This window comes from Pseudomonas sp. BP6, assembly GCF_017875935.1.
In the GTDB taxonomy this organism is placed as follows: Bacteria; Pseudomonadota; Gammaproteobacteria; order Pseudomonadales; family Pseudomonadaceae; genus Aquipseudomonas; species Aquipseudomonas putida_Y.
Genome location: NZ_JAGINI010000001.1, coordinates 2,690,578 through 2,707,578, shown reverse-complemented (window position 1 = coordinate 2,707,578; position 17,001 = coordinate 2,690,578). Strand labels below are relative to the sequence as shown.

The 17,001-nt window shown below is 61.4% G+C and carries 14 protein-coding genes; 4 read left to right on the top strand and 10 right to left on the bottom strand.

Annotation, left to right across the window (positions count from 1 at the left end):
- Window positions 1-10 precede the first annotated feature (10 nt).
- Both ureG and J3A98_RS12410 read left to right on the top strand, forming a co-directional pair.
- Entirely contained in the window at window positions 11-634 is a 624-nt protein-coding gene (gene ureG, locus J3A98_RS12415; protein WP_209966451.1) for an urease accessory protein UreG, read from the top strand.
- Window positions 635-1,925: 1,291 nt separating this feature from the next.
- Complete coding sequence (locus tag J3A98_RS12410; protein WP_104887826.1) at window positions 1,926-2,984, top strand: IS110-like element ISPpu11 family transposase; 1,059 nt, start codon at window positions 1,926-1,928, stop codon at window positions 2,982-2,984.
- 1,427 nt (window positions 2,985-4,411) lie between these two features.
- Here the strand turns inward: J3A98_RS12410 and J3A98_RS12405 are convergent.
- The 10 genes from J3A98_RS12405 to mcpP form a co-directional block, all read right to left on the bottom strand.
- Window positions 4,412-6,613, bottom strand: a complete 2,202-nt coding sequence (locus J3A98_RS12405) for an LTA synthase family protein (protein WP_209966449.1) — start codon at window positions 6,611-6,613, stop codon at window positions 4,412-4,414.
- 135 nt (window positions 6,614-6,748) lie between these two features.
- Window positions 6,749-8,029 (bottom strand): hypothetical protein, encoded by a 1,281-nt coding sequence (locus J3A98_RS12400; RefSeq protein ID WP_209966447.1) that lies wholly within the window; start codon window positions 8,027-8,029, stop codon window positions 6,749-6,751.
- 46 nt (window positions 8,030-8,075) lie between these two features.
- Window positions 8,076-8,828, bottom strand: a complete 753-nt coding sequence (locus tag J3A98_RS12395) for a hypothetical protein (RefSeq protein WP_209966445.1) — start codon at window positions 8,826-8,828, stop codon at window positions 8,076-8,078.
- Window positions 8,829-8,873: 45 nt separating this feature from the next.
- Entirely contained in the window at window positions 8,874-9,554 is a 681-nt protein-coding gene (locus J3A98_RS12390; protein WP_209966443.1) for a C39 family peptidase, read from the bottom strand.
- Window positions 9,555-9,615: 61 nt separating this feature from the next.
- Window positions 9,616-11,067 (bottom strand): heme utilization protein, encoded by a 1,452-nt coding sequence (locus J3A98_RS12385; RefSeq protein WP_209966440.1) that lies wholly within the window; start codon window positions 11,065-11,067, stop codon window positions 9,616-9,618.
- 49 nt (window positions 11,068-11,116) lie between these two features.
- Complete coding sequence (locus J3A98_RS12380) at window positions 11,117-11,695, bottom strand: adhesin (RefSeq protein ID WP_176684010.1); 579 nt, start codon at window positions 11,693-11,695, stop codon at window positions 11,117-11,119.
- A gap of 1 nt (window position 11,696) precedes the next feature.
- Window positions 11,697-12,134, bottom strand: a complete 438-nt coding sequence (locus J3A98_RS12375; protein WP_209966438.1) for a hypothetical protein — start codon at window positions 12,132-12,134, stop codon at window positions 11,697-11,699.
- 298 nt (window positions 12,135-12,432) lie between these two features.
- On the bottom strand, window positions 12,433-13,002 hold the full coding sequence (locus tag J3A98_RS12370; protein ID WP_209966436.1) for an AAA family ATPase: 570 nt from the start codon (window positions 13,000-13,002) through the stop codon (window positions 12,433-12,435).
- The gene (gene pnuC / locus J3A98_RS12365; protein WP_209966434.1) at window positions 12,999-13,565 is read right to left on the bottom strand and encodes a nicotinamide riboside transporter PnuC; all 567 of its coding nucleotides are present in this window, start codon (window positions 13,563-13,565) and stop codon (window positions 12,999-13,001) included. The genes J3A98_RS12370 and pnuC overlap by 4 nt, the downstream gene beginning before the upstream one ends.
- A gap of 245 nt (window positions 13,566-13,810) precedes the next feature.
- The gene (gene mcpP, locus J3A98_RS12360) at window positions 13,811-15,445 is read right to left on the bottom strand and encodes a methyl-accepting chemotaxis protein (RefSeq protein ID WP_209966432.1); all 1,635 of its coding nucleotides are present in this window, start codon (window positions 15,443-15,445) and stop codon (window positions 13,811-13,813) included.
- 299 nt (window positions 15,446-15,744) lie between these two features.
- Between mcpP and J3A98_RS12355 the strand changes: the two genes are divergently transcribed.
- Both J3A98_RS12355 and J3A98_RS12350 read left to right on the top strand, forming a co-directional pair.
- Window positions 15,745-16,575, top strand: a complete 831-nt coding sequence (locus J3A98_RS12355) for an undecaprenyl-diphosphate phosphatase (RefSeq protein ID WP_176684005.1) — start codon at window positions 15,745-15,747, stop codon at window positions 16,573-16,575.
- Window positions 16,568-16,981, top strand: coding sequence for a DUF1294 domain-containing protein (locus tag J3A98_RS12350; protein WP_176684004.1), 414 nt, complete (start codon window positions 16,568-16,570; stop codon window positions 16,979-16,981). The genes J3A98_RS12355 and J3A98_RS12350 overlap by 8 nt, the downstream gene beginning before the upstream one ends.
- The last annotated feature ends 20 nt before the right edge of the window (window positions 16,982-17,001 follow it).

The following is a 17,001-nucleotide window of genomic DNA, read 5'->3' as shown; positions in this document are numbered from 1 at the left end:
GACTGCCTGCATGCAAAGCTATCAACAACCCCTGCGCGTCGGTGTCGGCGGCCCGGTCGGCTCTGGCAAGACCGCACTGCTGGAAGCGCTGTGCAAGGCCATGCGCGATCACTACCAGATTGCCGTGGTTACCAACGATATCTATACCAAGGAAGACCAGCGTATTCTCACCGAGGCCGGCGCCCTTGAGCCGGAGCGCATCGTCGGCGTGGAGACCGGCGGTTGCCCGCACACGGCCATTCGTGAAGACGCCTCGATGAACCTGGCGGCGGTCGAAGCGCTGGCGCGCAAGTTCGGTAACCTCGAAGTCATTTTCGTGGAAAGCGGCGGTGACAACCTCAGCGCCACGTTCAGCCCGGAGCTGGCCGACTTGACCATCTACGTGATCGACGTGGCCGAGGGCGAGAAGATCCCGCGCAAGGGCGGCCCAGGCATTACCAAGTCTGACTTCCTGGTGATCAACAAGACCGATCTGGCGCCTTACGTCGGGGCTTCACTGGAAGTGATGGAGCGCGACACCCGGCGCATGCGGCCGCAGCGGCCCTGGACCTTCAGTAACCTGAAGAAGGGCGAGGGGTTGCAGGCGGTGATCGATTTTATCGTCGAGCGCGGGATGCTGGGTGTGCGAGCCTGACAGATCGAGGTCTCTGTGCGGGCATGTCCGCGAAGAAACCAACGCAGTGGATGGCACCGGCTCCGCCGGTGTTCGCGGGTGAACCCGCTCCTACGACGGCCTGTGTCCACCACCGATCATCAGTGTGTAGGAGCGGGTTTACCCGCGAATACGGTGGCGGCGGCAACGGTGAATGACCAGGAATATTAGCCAGCAGGCCCGGCCCGTTCGCGAGTGACCCCGCACCTACGATGGCCTGTGTCTCCCCCCCGATGTGCGTCCGTCACCGATCAGGCGTAGGAGCGGGTTTACCCGCGAATACGGTGGCGGCGGCAACGGTGAATGACCAGGAATATTAGCCAGCAGGCCCGGCCCGTTCGCGAGTGACCCCGCACCTACGATGGCCTGTGTCTCCCCCCGATGTGCGTCCGTCACCGATCAGGCGTAGGAGCGGGTTTACCCGCGAATACGGTGGCGGCGGCAACGGTGAATGACCAGGAATATTAGCCAGCAGGCCCGGCCCGTTCGCGGGTGACCCCGCACCTACGATGGCCTGTGTCTCCCCCCGATGTGCGTCCGTCACCGATCAGGCGTAGGGGCGGGTTTACCCGCGAATACGGTGGCGGCGGCAACGGTGAATGACCAGGAATATTAGCCAGCAGGCCCGGCCCGTTCGCGAGTGACCCCGCACCTACGATGGCCTGTGTCTCCCCCCGATGTGCGTCCGTCACCGATCAGGCGTAGGAGCGGGTTTACCCGCGAATACGGTGGCGGCGGCAACGGTGAATGACCAGGAATATTAGCCAGCAGGCCCGGCCCGTTCGCGAGTGACCCCGCACCTACGATGGCCTGTGTCTCCCCCCGATGTGCGTCCGTCACCGATCAGGCGTAGGAGCGGGTTTACCCGCGAATACGGTGGCGGCGGCAACGGTGAATGACCAGGAATATTAGCCAGCAGGCCCGGCCCGTTCGCGAGTGACCCCGCACCTACGATGGCCTGTGTCCAACCCCCGATGTGTGTCCACCACCGATCTGTGTAGGAGCGGGTTTACCCGCGAATACGGTAGCGGCGGCAACCGTGAACGGCTGGTGGAAATTGGCCAGCAGGGCCGGCCCTTTCGCGGGTAAACCCGCTCCTACGGCGGCCTGTGTCCAACCCCCGATGTGTGTCCACCACCGATCTGTGTAATCGATGGACTCGCCCCCGCCGAGGCATCACAGTGCCACGGTGGTGTTCAAAGAAGCCAACGGCAGCGAGGGCGAGACCATGAAAAAGCATAGTTCGAAACACGATTCCCTGTCTTCCACTGATGTGGAGCTTTGCACAACCATCTGCGTAGACCTGGCCAAACAGGTCTTCCAATTAGCAGGCGAGGACGCTACTGGGCGGGTGATCTACGAAGATCGCATCAAATCCCGCCAAGCGTTCCATGATTTCCTGCTCAGGCTGCCAACTACCGTGGCCGTCTTGATGGAGTGCGGTCCAGGTGCACAAGCCTGGGCCAGACTGCTGCAGGCCAAAGGTAATCCGGTTCGCATCCTGCCGGCGCAACGTGTCGCCGAACATCGCAGCGGTGCTAAGAACGATCGTAACGACTGCTATGCCATTTTGCGTGCCGGTCGCGATACGAGCATCGCTTCGATACCGATCAAGAGCACCACAGCACTGGCTATTCAAGCGCTGCACCGTATCCGGCGCGGTAACATCAAGCGACATACCGCGCTGGGTAATCAGATCCGTGGTTTGCTACTTGAGCATGGCGTATCCATGCCCCAGGGTGATGCCGCGATCAATAAGCATGTGCCTCAGGCGCTTGAGGATGCTTCCTTGCCTCTGCCCGACCTGTTGCGCGAGTTGCTCGATGAGTTGCTGATGGACTGGTTGTCTCTAGGTGAACGCATAACGGCGCTGAGCCGCCGGCTCGAAGCGACTGCCCAGGAGGATAAAGTCGCTCAGCGACTGATCACCATTCGCGGCGTCGGCCCTATCATTGCCACGGCGATCGTGGCGAAACAGACCGACCCCAGCCGCTTCGCCAGTGGCCGAATGTATTCCGCCTTCTTCGGTATCGTGCCCGATCAGCACAGCAGCGGAAACAAAATCAGATTGGGCAAGATGAGCAAGCGCGGTGACGGCTACATACGCAGCCTGATGATCCAGGGCGCCCATGCCGTCTTGAGCCAGCTAAGGCCTGATTCCGATCAGCCAGATGATCGCCGCCTTTTGCGCTGGCTATCCCGCCTTGGGCGCAAGGAGGCGGCGATCAGGCTGGCTAATCGAAATCTGCGGATTATCTGGGCCCTGTTACAGAGCGATCAGGTTTACCAACGCAAACCGAACGAAAAACCGGAGGCGGCTATGAGCCTCTGACCAACCGGGTAATGCCACCGGGGCGCTAGGCGCTCCAACCCCTGCTAGTGAACATTGACCCTAGGTAAGACCGTCGCAGACCGATGCCTCCGCTCCTACAGGCCTGATAGTGGCCTCAATGTAAACGGCACACTGCGAGCTCACCACGATGTTGGCCAGAAGCAAAAAGCTTCCTCGAATAGGCCTGATACATAGATGCAACCGGGTTCCTATGTTCAAAAAGCAGCTAGACAGTGTGGGCGAGTCCATACATAGGAGCGGGTTTACCCGCGAATACGGTAGCGGCGGCAACGGTGAACGGCGGGTGGAGATTGGCCAGCAGGCCCGGTCCTTTCGCGGGTAAACCCGCTCCTACGACGGCATGCGCCCTATCACCAATGTGTGTCCACCACCAATCTGTGTAGGAGCGGGTTTACCCGCGAATACGGTAGCGGCGGCAACGGTGAACGGCGGGTGGAGATTGGCCAGCAGGCCCGGCCCTTTCGCGGGTAAACCCGCTCCTACGACGGCATGCGCCCTATCACCAATGTGTGTCCACCACCAATCTGTGTAGGAGCGGGTTTACCCGCGAATACGGTGGCGGCGGCAACGGTGAATGACCAGGAATATTGGCCAGCAGGCCCGGCCCTTTCGCGGGTGAACCCGCTCCTACGATGGCCTGTGTCCCCCGGTGTGCGTCCGTCACCGATCAGGCGTAGGAGCGGGTTTACCCGCGAATACGGTGGCGGCGGCAACGGTGAACGGCCAGGAATATTGGCCAGCAGGCCCGGCCCTTTCGCGGGTGAACCCGCTCCTACGATGGCCTGTGTCCCCCCGGTGTGCGTCCGTCACCGATCAGGCGTAGGAGCGGGTTTACCCGCGAATACGGTGGCGGCGGCAACGGTGAACGGCCAGGGATATTGGCCAGCAGGCCCGGCCCTTTCGCGGGTGAACCCGCTCCTACGATGGCCTGTGTCCCCAGGTGTGCGTCCGTCACCGATCAGGCGTAGGAGCGGGTTTACCCGCGAATACGGTGGCGGCGGCAACGGTGAACGGCCAGGGATATTGGCCAGCAGGCCCGGCCCTTTCGCGGGTGAACCCGCTCCTACGATGGCCTGTGTCCCTCCGGTGTGCGCCCGTCACCGATCAGGCGTAGGAGCGGGTTTACCCGCGAATACGGTGGCGGCGGCAACGGTGAACGGCCAGGGATATTGGCCAGCAGGCCCGGCCCTTTCGCGGGTGAACCCGCTCCTACGATGGCCTGTGTCCCCAGGTGTGCGTCCGTCACCGATCAGACGTAGGAGCGGGTTTACCCGCGAATACGGTGGCGGCGGCAACGGGTGCCTGCTTTCATGGTGCTGTCTCCTCGCTGGGGGATTCACACCTTGGTCGAGTAAGGCCAGGTCGAATCGACAGGCACCGGTGGCCGGGCGATGAGCGGTACCGGCTCATCCCGAGTGGGCGATATGCCCCTCGGCCAGTTCATCGGCGCCGTCATCCTCGCCAGGCAGGGCGGTGATCACGCTGAAATCGCTGACTTCTACCTTGCCGCCGCCATAGCCCAGCAAATGGAAGGAAAACGCCTTGCGTTCGGTCGGGTTGTCGAAGCTGAACTCCATCTCCAGGGGCGCGTCGGCGGTGACCTTTACCTCTTCTGGCAGGCCTAACGGCACGTCCTGTTCCAACTGCTTGGCCTTGAGCCGTATATAGGCCGCACGTTTGGGATCCAGCGAGCGTACCTTGACCCGCACGCGGGTGTGCGAGCCTCCAGGCATTTCCAGGTACTGGGCGCCAATCAGGTTGTCGGCCCAGTCATCGTGAATGCGCTTGCGCAACTTGATCGGCGAAGGGCCGCCGAACTGGTAACGCAGGTTGAGCGGGGTTTGCAGCAGGGATTGGTCGAGCACCCCGACCAGGGCGCCGATCTGCTGGCCCAGCAGGCTGTCGGCCGGACCGAGGTAGCGGGCCTGGTCGGCGATGAAACCTTCACTGGCATAACGCCGGCAGCGCTGCTGGAAGTCACATTCGGTGAACAGGCCCTGGCCGTTGTGGTAGCGCAGCATGCCGTTGGTGTAGGAGATCATTTCGCGGCCGTTGTCGTAGTCGCGGTACAACGAGCGGCCGCCAAGCGCGACAGGAATGGGCAGTGCGAAGTAGTCGAGCAGCGAGGTGGCCAGGTCGATATGGCCGTAAGTGCCGTGCTTGATGGTTGGCAGTTGGGCCTGCTCCGGCGCCAGGGTAAGGTTGAAACCCCAGGACGAGGCCAGGCGCACGCCATCGATGCCGTGGGACTCGTCGGAAGTCAGCACCACCAGTGTGTCCTTGAGGACGCCCTGGCGCTCGAGGTTGTCAAGAAATGCCCCGACCGCGTCATCCAGATAGGCGACCGCTGCCTGTTTCGCTGTGTCGTAGCGCTTGAGGTACTCGGCCGGCGCCGAATAGGGCTGGTGGGTGCCCACGGTGAGCAGCGTCAGCATCCATGGCTTGTCCTGCTTCTGCAACTGGCCCACATAGCCCAGGGCGCCTTCGAAGAACGCGCGGTCATCCTTGCCCCATGGGAAGTTCAGGTAGTTCTTGTTGCTGAACCACTCCTGGCCATGCACCGAATCGAAACCGATGTGCGGCATGATGCGGTCTTTGGCCATGAAGCGCAGGCCCGCGCCTTGCAGGTAGTGGGTGGTGAAACCGGCCTGGCGCAATTGTGCCGGCAGGCAGGCCTGGTTGCGTGCGTTCTGGGTCAGCAGTTCCACGCCCTTGGGCGTGCCATTGGCCAGCTTGTCGTAATCGCCGCACAGCATCGCATACAGGCCACGGATGGTCTGGTGGGTGTGCAGCACGTAGTCTGGGGTGTTCATGCCGCGCTCGGCCCACTTGCTGAGCCTGGGCATCAAGTCCTCATTGAAGCGGCTGTTTAGCGCCTGGCGGTTAGGTCGCAGGTAGGCGCCCGGGATGCCTTCCATTGTGATCACCAGCAAGTTGCGGGCGCTTCCCGGGCCGGCAAGCAGCCTTTGCCCATGCAGGTCGGATTGAGTCAGGCCGCTGCTGGCGAGCGGGGTGAAGGTTTGCGTGCGGCCCATCCAGCCTTCGACCTGGCGTTGCAGGTTACCGACCCCGGCAGACATCAACTGGTGGGGGAGGTTGTATTGCCGCCACTGGTCGGCATCGGAAGGTAGCAACTGCTGGCTGCCCCAGTGCGTGCCAAACAGCAGTACGGGTATGGCCCAGGCCGTGCGCGGCAGTGGCTGGCTGGCCTGTGCACGGCTGCGCCATGCGAAGGCCAGCCAGGCCAGCAAGCCGCCACCCAGGGCCCAGGGCAGCCAGGCATGGGCCAGGCTGCCACCGGTCGAATTCTCCATGAACTGCGGGTCGACCAGGTAGTTCAGGTCGGCGCTGGTGGGCAGTCGGCCCACTGCGCTCACCAGTTCGGCCGAGGCCACCCACAGCGCCGCCCAGGCCAGCAGCACGGGCAACGCAAGCCACCACGGCCTGCGGTGTAGCAGCACGATCAACAGGCTGCCGAGGGCGAGGTCGGACAGGTAACCGAGCGGGTTGGACCAACCCAGCATGGCGCGCGTACCCAGTGGGATCACCAACACCAGGGCCGCCAAAGCGGTAAGCCGGGTGCGTGGGTGGTCGGACAGGCTCTTCACAAAAACTTCCCTTTTGCCATTAAATCGTCATGCAACTGTGCTTGATGATAACAGGGCAGGGCAGGGAAGGCGGTCGATTACAAGGTTGGTAACCAAAGCCGGGGTCGTTCGCACAGCCCCGGCCGATGGCAACTATCAGAAGTAATAAGGGAATTTCAGGCTGAAGGAAAAGTCAGGTGCATCATCGGTCAGACCAATGGACAGGTTGGGCACGATAGTCAGGTTTTTGCTGGCGGCGAAGGTCATGCCAATGTTGAAGTTGGCGGCGTTGTAGTCACTGTTGGAAATCGATTGCCAGTCGCCGCCATCAGGTTTGATCTTGCTCTTGCGGGCGAACTGGTCGGATACCGAGAACGACATGCTCATCTTTTCGTTCAGGGCAAAGGCGATGCCGCCGCCAATCTGCCACGAGTCACCAAGCTTGACGTCACCCGGCACCTTGCTGTTCACCTGCGGACTGATGTCGCTGAACGAGTCTTGCATGTTGTAGGTGTAGGACAGGCTGCCGAACAGCACAGCCGGGTCGAAGGTCTTGACCAGCGAGATGCCCGGTGTGATCGACCATACACCGTTGCCAGTCGGTAGGCTTTCCGGTACCGCGAGGTTGTTGTTGCCATCCACCTCACGCAGTTTGATGCCATAGGGGTCCTTGCCGGTCGGTGCCTTTATTCGCAGGGTGGCCACTGCGTCCGGCCAGGTTTCGTCCTCGTCGAGGAATTTATAGGCCACCCCAACGTTGATATCGCCGATTTCCGGGTCGCGGGTCACGCTGGCATCGGAGGTGGTTGCCCCGGCCCCTCCCGCACCGCCAGACGAGTAGGTGGACTCGCGGTAGACCACGGGGACGTTGATATCGAACTGCCAGCGCTGTGCCAGGTTATAGCGCGCGGTCATGTCCAGGGTCCAGTTGTCAGCCTTGATCCGGTCGAGGTTGATGCTGCCGAGGAAGATCGAGTCCAGTGCCAGAAAGCCATTGAGGGTCAGCGCACGGGTATCGTAATGGGTATAGGTGAGGCCGGTTTCGAAGCTGAACTTGCCCCCGCCAAAGAATCCGCTGGCTTCGTCATACAGGTTGGTAACGCTTTGCGCCGGCTGGGAGTCGGCCGTCAGTGCCTGACCGTAGGAGCTACCTGAAGTGCCCGGTGCCCCAGAGGCAACGGTTTGCGCACCTTTTACCCCCTCGGCGGGAGACTTGACCAGGCGTCTGGGTTGCGTTGCTGCAGGGGCCTCTTCGACCTGGCGTACACGTTGTTCCAGCACCATCAGTGCCTGTTGCTGTGCCTCATAGCGGCGTTTGAGTTCAGTCAGTTCCTGTTTCAGCGCTTCGACCTGTGGGTCAGCGGCTGCGTAAAGTGCTGTGGCTGGGGCCAAGGCAGTCAAGCACACAAAAGCTCTGAGCGTAAAAGATCGGTACATGGAGTTGCCGTCCCTTCCAACTACTTTCGATGAGACTGAGCGTAGATCAGTATCCGAAGGTGCGAAGACCTTTGAGCTGGTCGAGGCTACCGCTGAGCGAAGCCGCTGTCGGCACGCTCTCACGCATGACAACGTTCAGGCTGGTGACGTTGTTGACCAGGTTACCGTTGCCGAGCAGCGTCGAGTTCTGCAGCAGGCCACCCTGGGCCAGGCGTTGCACGCTGCTGCCCTGGTTGTTGCTGGCATTGATGTTGAGCTGCACGCCCACACCGCTGGAAGACACACTGAGTGCGCCGGCGCCATTTTCCCCAACCAGGGTCTGGCCGGCGGCCAGTACCTGGCCGTGCTGTTGTACGGCGGGGGCCTGGTTGGCTTTGGTCACGTTGATATCGACGTTGTTGTAAGCGGCGTTGTTGTCACCGGCTGCACGCACCACCTGGGTCACACCTTCGGTGGTGGTCAGGCCGTTGCCGCCCGTTACCACGCCAGTCCCGGCAGCAGAAGCGCTGCTCGGCGCCTTACCTGCGCCTTTTTTATCAATCATCGATACATAGAACTGGGGCTTGATGGTCGATTGCTGAACCTGCAGCGTGGACGTTGCCCCGATCACATCCCCTTTGGCATTTTGCCAGGTGCTGGACATGATGATACCGAAGCTCACGATTCGTCCGGGCATCACATAGCGGCCCCGCAGGTTCGCCAGCTCCTGGTCCTTCAGTTCGATGGGTTTGAATGCCTCTGCGTGACTGGGCAGGCTGGCTGCCAGACAGGCCATGGCCAACCACAATGAAGTCTTCATGAAATGCTCCCTGGAGCATCATGCTCCTTGTCATTAGAACAGTCGTTAGAAGAAGTCGCTTCTGATGAAGCCGAAGTCCAGCAGCTCTGAGTCCTGCACGGGGGTGAAGTTGTTCACCCGGCCCTTGGCGGTCAGTGGCAGGGGCGGGTCGAGCAGGATGTTGTTCTTGTCGTAACCCTGGCCGATCACCGCGAAGATGATGCCGTTCCAGCCCTTGAGGAAATCGTCGACCTTGTATCGCTTGTGGCCCAGCACCGGGTCACCGATGTACACCCAGCCTTTGTCGACCTTCTGCATGACCACGAAGTGCTTGTAGCCGCGCACATCCATCAGTACCACGACGGGAATGCGCACGCTTTGCAGGGTTTCGGGCGCCACCCGGTAACCGCGGGCACGCATCCCGAGGCTTTCGATATAGCGCTTCATGTCGAGCATCGAGAAGCCTTGCGTGCGCACAAGGTCCTGGTCGGCGTGGGCCAGCATGCCTTCGATGATCTGATGTTCGTCCACGTCCAGCCAGTAGGCCTGACGCAGGATGGTTGCCAGCGCGGCGGCGCCGCAGCTGAAGTCGGTCTTTTGTTGCACCAGGTCGGCGAACTTGCGTTCACGCAAGCTCTGGATCGGTTTGAACACCACGGCGCCGCCCGGCAGGACGGACAGGGGCATTTGTGCAGCTTCGCTCACGCTGGCCAGGCACAGCAAAAACGCCAAGGCGAAAATACGCATGATCGGGTGCCTTACGGTGTGTTGAAGAAAGGCCCCCCGAAGGGGGCCTCAAGCACAGCGGTCAGAACGAGGTGTTGGAGATGGCCAGCGAGTTGCTTTGCTGGTTGCCCACACCGGCTGCTACGTTGACGCCCAGGTTACCGCTGCCACCATTCACCGAACCGCTAAGGGTTGCAGTGTTGGTAACTGGGTTGGTCCAGCCGGTCGGGGTCAGCACTTGGAAGGACACAGTATTGCTCAAGTCGTAAGCGCTGCTTTCGCTGTAGCTCTTCGAAACGTCGTTCGAGGATTGTTTCGATTGCTCGCCAGACTTCGAGAAGTCGGACGCCGAAGCATTCTCGTACGAAGAGTCGTGAGACTTGGAGTACGAAGAGTCCTTGGACTTGTCATACGCCGATTCACGCGACTTGTCGTAGTTGGAGTCGAATGCTTTCTCGAACGACGAGTCGTATGCACTTTCGCGCGACTTGTCGACCGATGCATCCAGCGATGCACTCAGCGAGCCATCGAAGGACTTGGAGTGGGAGCGCTCATAACGGCCATAGTCGGTGGTATGGGTACGCGTGGCGTTAACTTCAGCGTCCAGCGAAGCTGCCAGGCTGGCGCTGCTCGACGCGCTGTGGCTGCCGCTGGCAGAGCCACTGGCACCCCAACCGCTCGAGCCACTTGCGCTCGAGTTGTGGGAGCCGCTGGCATTGCTGGAATGCGAGCCGCTGGAGTCCCAGCCACTGGAGCCGCTGGAGCTGGCGCTATGCGCACCGGCGAGGCTGAAGCTCGAGGACGAGCTGCGGTCGTCGGTCGAGTTGAACGAGCCATCACGCGAGCTTGAACCGCTGGCCGACTTGGTGATGGTAATCGTATCCACCCGGTAGGTGCGGTCAGCGCTGTTGTTTACAATCAGGCCTGGGCCGTCCTGATTGGCCGACGCGGTGGCGGTGGCGTTACCCAACGGTGCACCGGTGTTGGCAATGGCCATGGTGTTTTTCTGCTGGTTGAGGTCGCCACCGGCAATGTTGATGCCAATGTTGCCCTCAGCCCCGCTGGCTGAGCCGCTCATCACAGCCGAAGACTGGGTCGAGTAGTTGTCGACCCGGTTGTTTCTGCTGGTTTGCACAACGTCAGCCGTGGCATTGGCCATGCCGAACACGAAGCTGTTGTCCAGGCTCGAGTCAGAGCCTGCGTTGGCAATGGCAGCGGCGTTATCTTGCTGGTTGCCGTTACCGGCCGCCACGTTTATGCCAACGTTGCCGCTGGAGCCGGTGCCAGAGTCACTCATCTCGGCATCGTTGATGGTGCCTTGGTTGGTGATGCGGTTACGCGTGCTGGTTTGGGTATCCCAGGCATTGGCCGTTGCATACACAGGGATCTTGGTGGGTGGAGGCGTGTGATGACCATTGTTATGGTGGCCGTTATGGTGGTCATTACGCCGATCATTTTGCCCAGCTTGTACAGCAACAGCCATGACCGCAGCAATTGCGAAAACCAGAGGCTTGATTGCCATCGAGGGTTTCATGGTGATTCTCCGTACGCTATTAGGTTAAGTGTCGTTCTTAACTGCAGGGTCAATCCGCGACCCGGATGCTCAAGGTGTTGGCCATTCGGTTTCCCACCCCGGCACTCTGGTTCAACTGGATCACCCCGTGGCTACCGGTGAAGGCCTGGTCACTGGTGGTGACCTGGCGATAGCCTGCTGGAATGTCAGTTGCTCCGGAGTTGTTGATCAGCGCCACGTTTTGTTGCATGAGGACGCTGTCGTCGATGCTTTGCGGCTGCGCACCAATGCTGATGTTCAGTGCGTTGGCTTGCTGGGTGTTGGCGCCTGCGCTCTGGTTGATCCCCAGGGCGCCGCTGCCGTTGCTGAAGGCGTTGCCCTGGATGGTCGAGCGGGCGTCCATTGCAGGGTCGGCGGGCGTATTGAGCCGTTGCCGGATCTGGGTGCTTGCACTGGCTTCGGGGCCGACGGCGATGGCACGCGCATTGACCTGCTGCTGCATGTCGCCAGCAGCCTGGTTGACAGAGAGGTTCCCCTGATAGCGGCTGCCGGAGCTGTCGATATCGGCGTTGTTGATGACGGGAACCAGGGATTGCGCGAAGACCGGTGCAGTGCAAAGGGCGGCCAGCATCAGCAGAGTGCGCTTCATCTCACTTGCCCCCGCCGGTCAGAATCTGCAGCGGCGCGAGGCCACGCTGCACGCTTGAGTTGACCATGTTCGAGATACCGTTACCCGACCCCGTACCGCGCCCGCCCGCCAAGTTGGGGAGCTGGTTCTGGTTGCCGAGGTTGCCCCCCAGGTTGTTGGTTTGTTGGGTGATCATGTTGCTGATGCCTGCACCACTGCTGATGCTGGCGAAGTCGCCATCGCTCAGCTCGCTGGTTTGCTTGAGCACGTGAGCTGAAGGGTTGGCATTGATGGTGGTAGGGCTCGGGTCTGGGATCAGAGGGGGGATGGTCGCGTTGCGCACTTGCACATCGCGCTTGATGATGATGATCCCCTTGTCCGCCTGAGCCGTCAGGCTTAGTGACCCCAGTACACAGCCCACCAGTAATAGGTGATAGAGGTGATTGTCACTTTTCCTCACGACGGCAACTCCTTCTTTGAGCGCTGGCCCTGTTCAGCGATGCGTACCACAGAGCAGAAGGTGTGCCGCTTTTTAGAATTCTTTTCGGATCAGATAGTTAGCGCTGGAGGCTGACAAAATGCGGCGCATGCTGTCTCAGGCGTGAAACAGCTTGCCGTGATCGTTGCCGGCAAAGGCAGCGGTGGCCTTGAGTGGAAGGGTTTTTGCAGAGTGTGTTTCATGAGCGTGACACTGGCCCCGGGTCGGGGGAAAGCCCCGCAATTTCGGGGGCTTTGCCCCGCCAGGTTGTGTCAGAGGCTTAACACTCGGTAGGGCATGATGGCTTATCGCCGCTAAGTAGCGTAGCAACCGCCTGCAAGGCCACCAATTGGCGCTGCGGCCAATTGCCATCCAGTATTTGGTGCGGTTGGTTGTGCCGCTTCAGCCAAGCCAGGCTGTCCTCGAAAAAGCGTTGACGATCGCTGAGGTCGGGTTGGCAACGCTGGCCATCAGCAATCCAGTCCACCCCTTGCGGGCTGAGCAACAGGTGCAGGTCATAACGCCGTGCCAGCAGTGCTTCTTCCAGCCAGGTTGGACAGTCGTCGAATAGTGCGCGGCTCCAGAGCATGTTGCTCAGCAGGTGGGTGTCCAGAATTAGCAGCGGTGGCGCCTGCTCGCGCGCACGGTCCTCCCATGCCAGTTGCCCACGGGCGATGGCGGGAATATCGGCGTAGCAGGTGTCACGGCATTGCTGGTCGATGAAATGGCGCACGTACTCGCCCACCAGCACGCCACCAAAATGTGCCTGGATCACCCCGCTAAGCCAGCTTTTGCCACTGGATTCAGGGCCGCACAGTACCAGCACTTTCATTGATTGCTGCGCACTCATGGCTGTACAAGCGCCGGGTCGCGGCGCCATTCCAGCCAGCCGCGTACAGCAATCAGGGTGAGCACGGCGAAGAAGCCTGCGGTGAAATACAGCTGCTGATGCAGGTATTGGCCCACATAGATAATGTCGACCACGACCCACAGTGGCCAGCACTGCAGGCGTTTCTGCGCCATCCACAGTTGCGCCACCAGGCTGAAGCCGGTCAGGGTGGCATCCAGCCAGGGCAGGGCGGCATCGGTCCAGTTGGCCATGGCCGCGCCCAGGGCTGCGCTCAGCAGCGCCCCGGCGGCCAGCCCGGTGAGCAGTGCCGGGCGTTGCAGGCGGGAGACCTGGCGGGCGTCCTCAACGTGGTCGGGGCGTTTCCATTGCCACCAGCCGTACAGTTGCAGGATGGCGTAGGCCAGTTGCAGCAACATGCCCGAATACAGCTTTACCTCGTAGAACAGCCAGCCATAGATCAGCACCATGACCAGGCCGATCGGCCAGCACCAGGCGTTCTGCTTGACCGTGAGCCAGACAGCGGTTACGCCGAGGACGGCGGCAATGAGTTCAAGGCCGGACATCGGCGATCCTTGGAGGCTACGGGGGAGGGGCGCGATTGTAGCGGGTCGGCCGCGGAAGGTGTAGGGCGCAGCGGTGGGATGCCCCTTGGTAGGAGCGGGTTCACCCGCGAACACCGGCAGCGCCGGTGCCATCCACCGCGTTGCTTCCTTCGCGGGCATGCCCGCTCCCACAGGTGCAGCGCAGGCTTCAAGGTCACTCGATACCTGCAAGAGCAGGCATGCCCGCTCCCACCAGGGGCTTGTTCTCAGACCCGGAACTGCCGCAACAACTGCTCCAACTCTTCGCTCAATCGCCCCAGCGCCGCCCCGGCATCGCTGGACTGACGGGCCGCATCGGCGGTCTGCTGCGACAACCCGGCGGTATCCAGCACATTGCGGTTGATCTCTTCGACCACATGCGACTGCTGCAAGGTGGCGCTGGCGATGGAGGCATTCAATGCGGTGAGGTTGTTCAGCACCTGGTTGATGGCGTCCAGGCTGGCGCCGGCCTCGCGTGCCTGTTCGACGGTCTGGCGCGATGCCTCGCTGCTGGTGTCTATGGCCTTGACTGCAGCGTCCGACTGGCTCTGCAGGTGCTCGATCATGGTATGAATCTCGGCCGTCGATTGCGCTGTACGCTGGGCCAGCAGTCGCACCTCGTCGGCGACCACGGCAAAGCCTCGGCCTTGCTCGCCGGCCCGCGCCGCCTCGATGGCAGCATTCAGCGCCAGCAGGTTGGTCTGTTCGGCAATGGAACGAATCACGTCCAGCACACCACCAATGCGCGTGCTGTGCCCGGCCAGGTCGCGAATCACCTGTACGGCCTGATCGATGGTCAGCGACAGGCGGTCGATCTGCGCCAGGCTGCCGTGGATGGCCTGCTGACCGTGGGTCACCTGTTGTTGTGCCGTACGCATCTCTCCGGCGGCCTGTTCTGCAGTCTTGGCCACGTCCTGCACGGCGTAGGTCACCTCATTGACTGCAGTGGCCACCTGGTCCATCTGTAGCGATTGCTGGGCGCTGTGCTGTTGGGCGGCACCCGCGTTGTCACCGACGTGCCCGGCGGACTGGGCCAACGCGTGGGCCGCGCCTTGCAGTTGGCCGACTACGCCTTGCAGTTTGCCGTTGAAACGGTTGAAGTGCTCGCCCAGGTGGGTGATCTCGTCGCGGCCATGGGTGTCCAGGCGCCGGGTGAGGTCGCTTTCTCCGCTGGCAATGTTGCCCATCGCCTGCACCGCTTCCTGCAGCGGGCGGGCTATGCTGCGGGCAATCAGCATGACCACCAGCGCCATCAGCAGGGCAATGCCCACGCCAACCAGCGAAGCGTCGCGCAACTGGCGAGCGAATTCGGCCTGCACGTCATCCACATACACGCCTGAACCGATGATCCAGCCCCACGGCTTGAACAGCTGAATATAGGAAGTCTTGGCTACCGGCTCACTGGCGCCGGGCTTGGGCCAGCGATAGTTGACCGGGCCGGCGCCCTGCTGACGGGCAAGGGCGACCATTTCGTTGAACACGGCGAAACCATCGGGATCGCGAATGGCTGAAAGGTCCTGGCCGTCGAGCTTGGGGTTGGCCGGATGCATGATCATCTTCGGCCCCAGGTCGTTGATCCAGAAATAGTCGTCATGGTCGTAGCGCAGCGCGCGCACCACTTGCAGCGCCTGTTGCTGGGCGGTTTCGCGGCTGAGCGTGCCGGCAGCTTCCAGGCCTTGGTAATAGGCCAACACACCCGCGGCGGTCTGCACCACATGGCGGGTTTTCTCCGCCTTGGCCTGGTAAAGGTCACCATGGATCTGCCGCAGCATCAGCAGGCCCAGGACCACCAGCATGGCCACCGCTACCACAAGGATCAGCCACAGGCGCCGACTGATTGACATCGATCTCAGAGTGTTCATCCATCAGCTCCCGCATTGTTCTTTTTATTGAGGTGCATCGAAGCATGCTTTGCAGCGAGCCCCCACTCGACTAATGGCTAAGTGCTATGTTGGTGATAGTCTGCAACAGGTCGTTAAAGCGATTGCCAAGGGGCTCTGTCAGGATTTCGGCCGCGCAAGATGAAACCTTTAACAGGCGTGAACTTTTCCACTGGCGTTGCGCCCAACAGTCGCTGTAAAACAGCCGGGCCGTGTAAGGCAATCTCAAGCGAATCAAGCATAAGGGGCCTGCGACAAGCAGCGCTCCATCCGGGGGAATGATGGATTTTTGGACTGCCTTCCAGGCAATCATCTTAGGCGTGGTCGAAGGGCTGACGGAGTTTCTGCCGATCTCCAGTACCGGCCACCAGATTATCGTCGCCGACCTGATCGGTTTTGGCGGCGAACGGGCCATGGCTTTCAACATCATCATTCAGCTGGCGGCGATCCTGGCGGTGGTGTGGGAGTTTCGCAGCAAGATATTCGAAGTGGTCTTCGGCCTGACCCGTCAGCCCACGGCGCGCCGCTTTACGGGCAACCTGCTGTTGGCGTTCATGCCTGCGGTGGTGCTGGGTGTCCTGTTCGCCGACCTTATTCACGAATACCTGTTCAACCCCGTCACCGTGGCGGCGGCACTGGTGGTGGGGGGCATCATCATGCTCTGGGCCGAGCGCCGTGAGCACCGCGTGCAGGTGGACCATGTGGACGACATGCGCTGGAGCCATGCACTGAAAATCGGCTTCATCCAGTGCCTGGCGATGATCCCGGGCACGTCGCGCTCCGGTTCGACCATCATCGGTGGCCTGCTGTTCGGCCTGTCGCGCAAGGCAGCGACCGAGTTCTCGTTCTTTCTGGCAATGCCGACCATGGTCGGTGCGGCGGTGTATTCGGGCTATAAGTACCGCGACTTGTTCCAGCCCGGCGATCTGCCGGTGTTCGCGCTCGGCTTCGTGACCTCGTTCATCTTTGCCATGATTGCCGTACGGGCATTGCTCAAGTTCATTGCCAACCATAGCTACGCGGCATTTGCCTGGTATCGCATTGTGTTCGGCCTGTTCATTCTGGCGACCTGGCAGTTTGGTTGGGTCGACTGGTCCACGGCGCATGGCTGAGGCGCTGCGTGGGCAACGGGCTGAAGGTGTGCGCAATGTGCGCCTGAAGCTGCTGGTGTTGGGCGTGCTTTGCCTGTTGCCCGGCTTGGGGGCGGCGCGCATGGCCTGGAACGATCAGACCTGGTGGCCGTTGGCGTTGTACCCGGCCATGAGCCTGATCAGCCTGTTGCTGTATTGGCAGGACAAGCAGCAGGCACGTACGCGGGCCTGGCGTACACCCGAGAAAGTGCTGCATGCCAGTGAATTGCTCGGTGGTTGGCCGGGGGCGCTGTTGGCACAGCAGCTGTTTCGGCACAAGACCCGCAAGGTTTCGTTCCAATTGGTGTGCTGGGGGATTGTGCTGGTGCACCAGGTGTTCTGGGCAGACTGGCTGTTTCTTGACGGGCGTTATCTGCCCTTTGGTTGATGTGCAGTTGTACCGGCCTC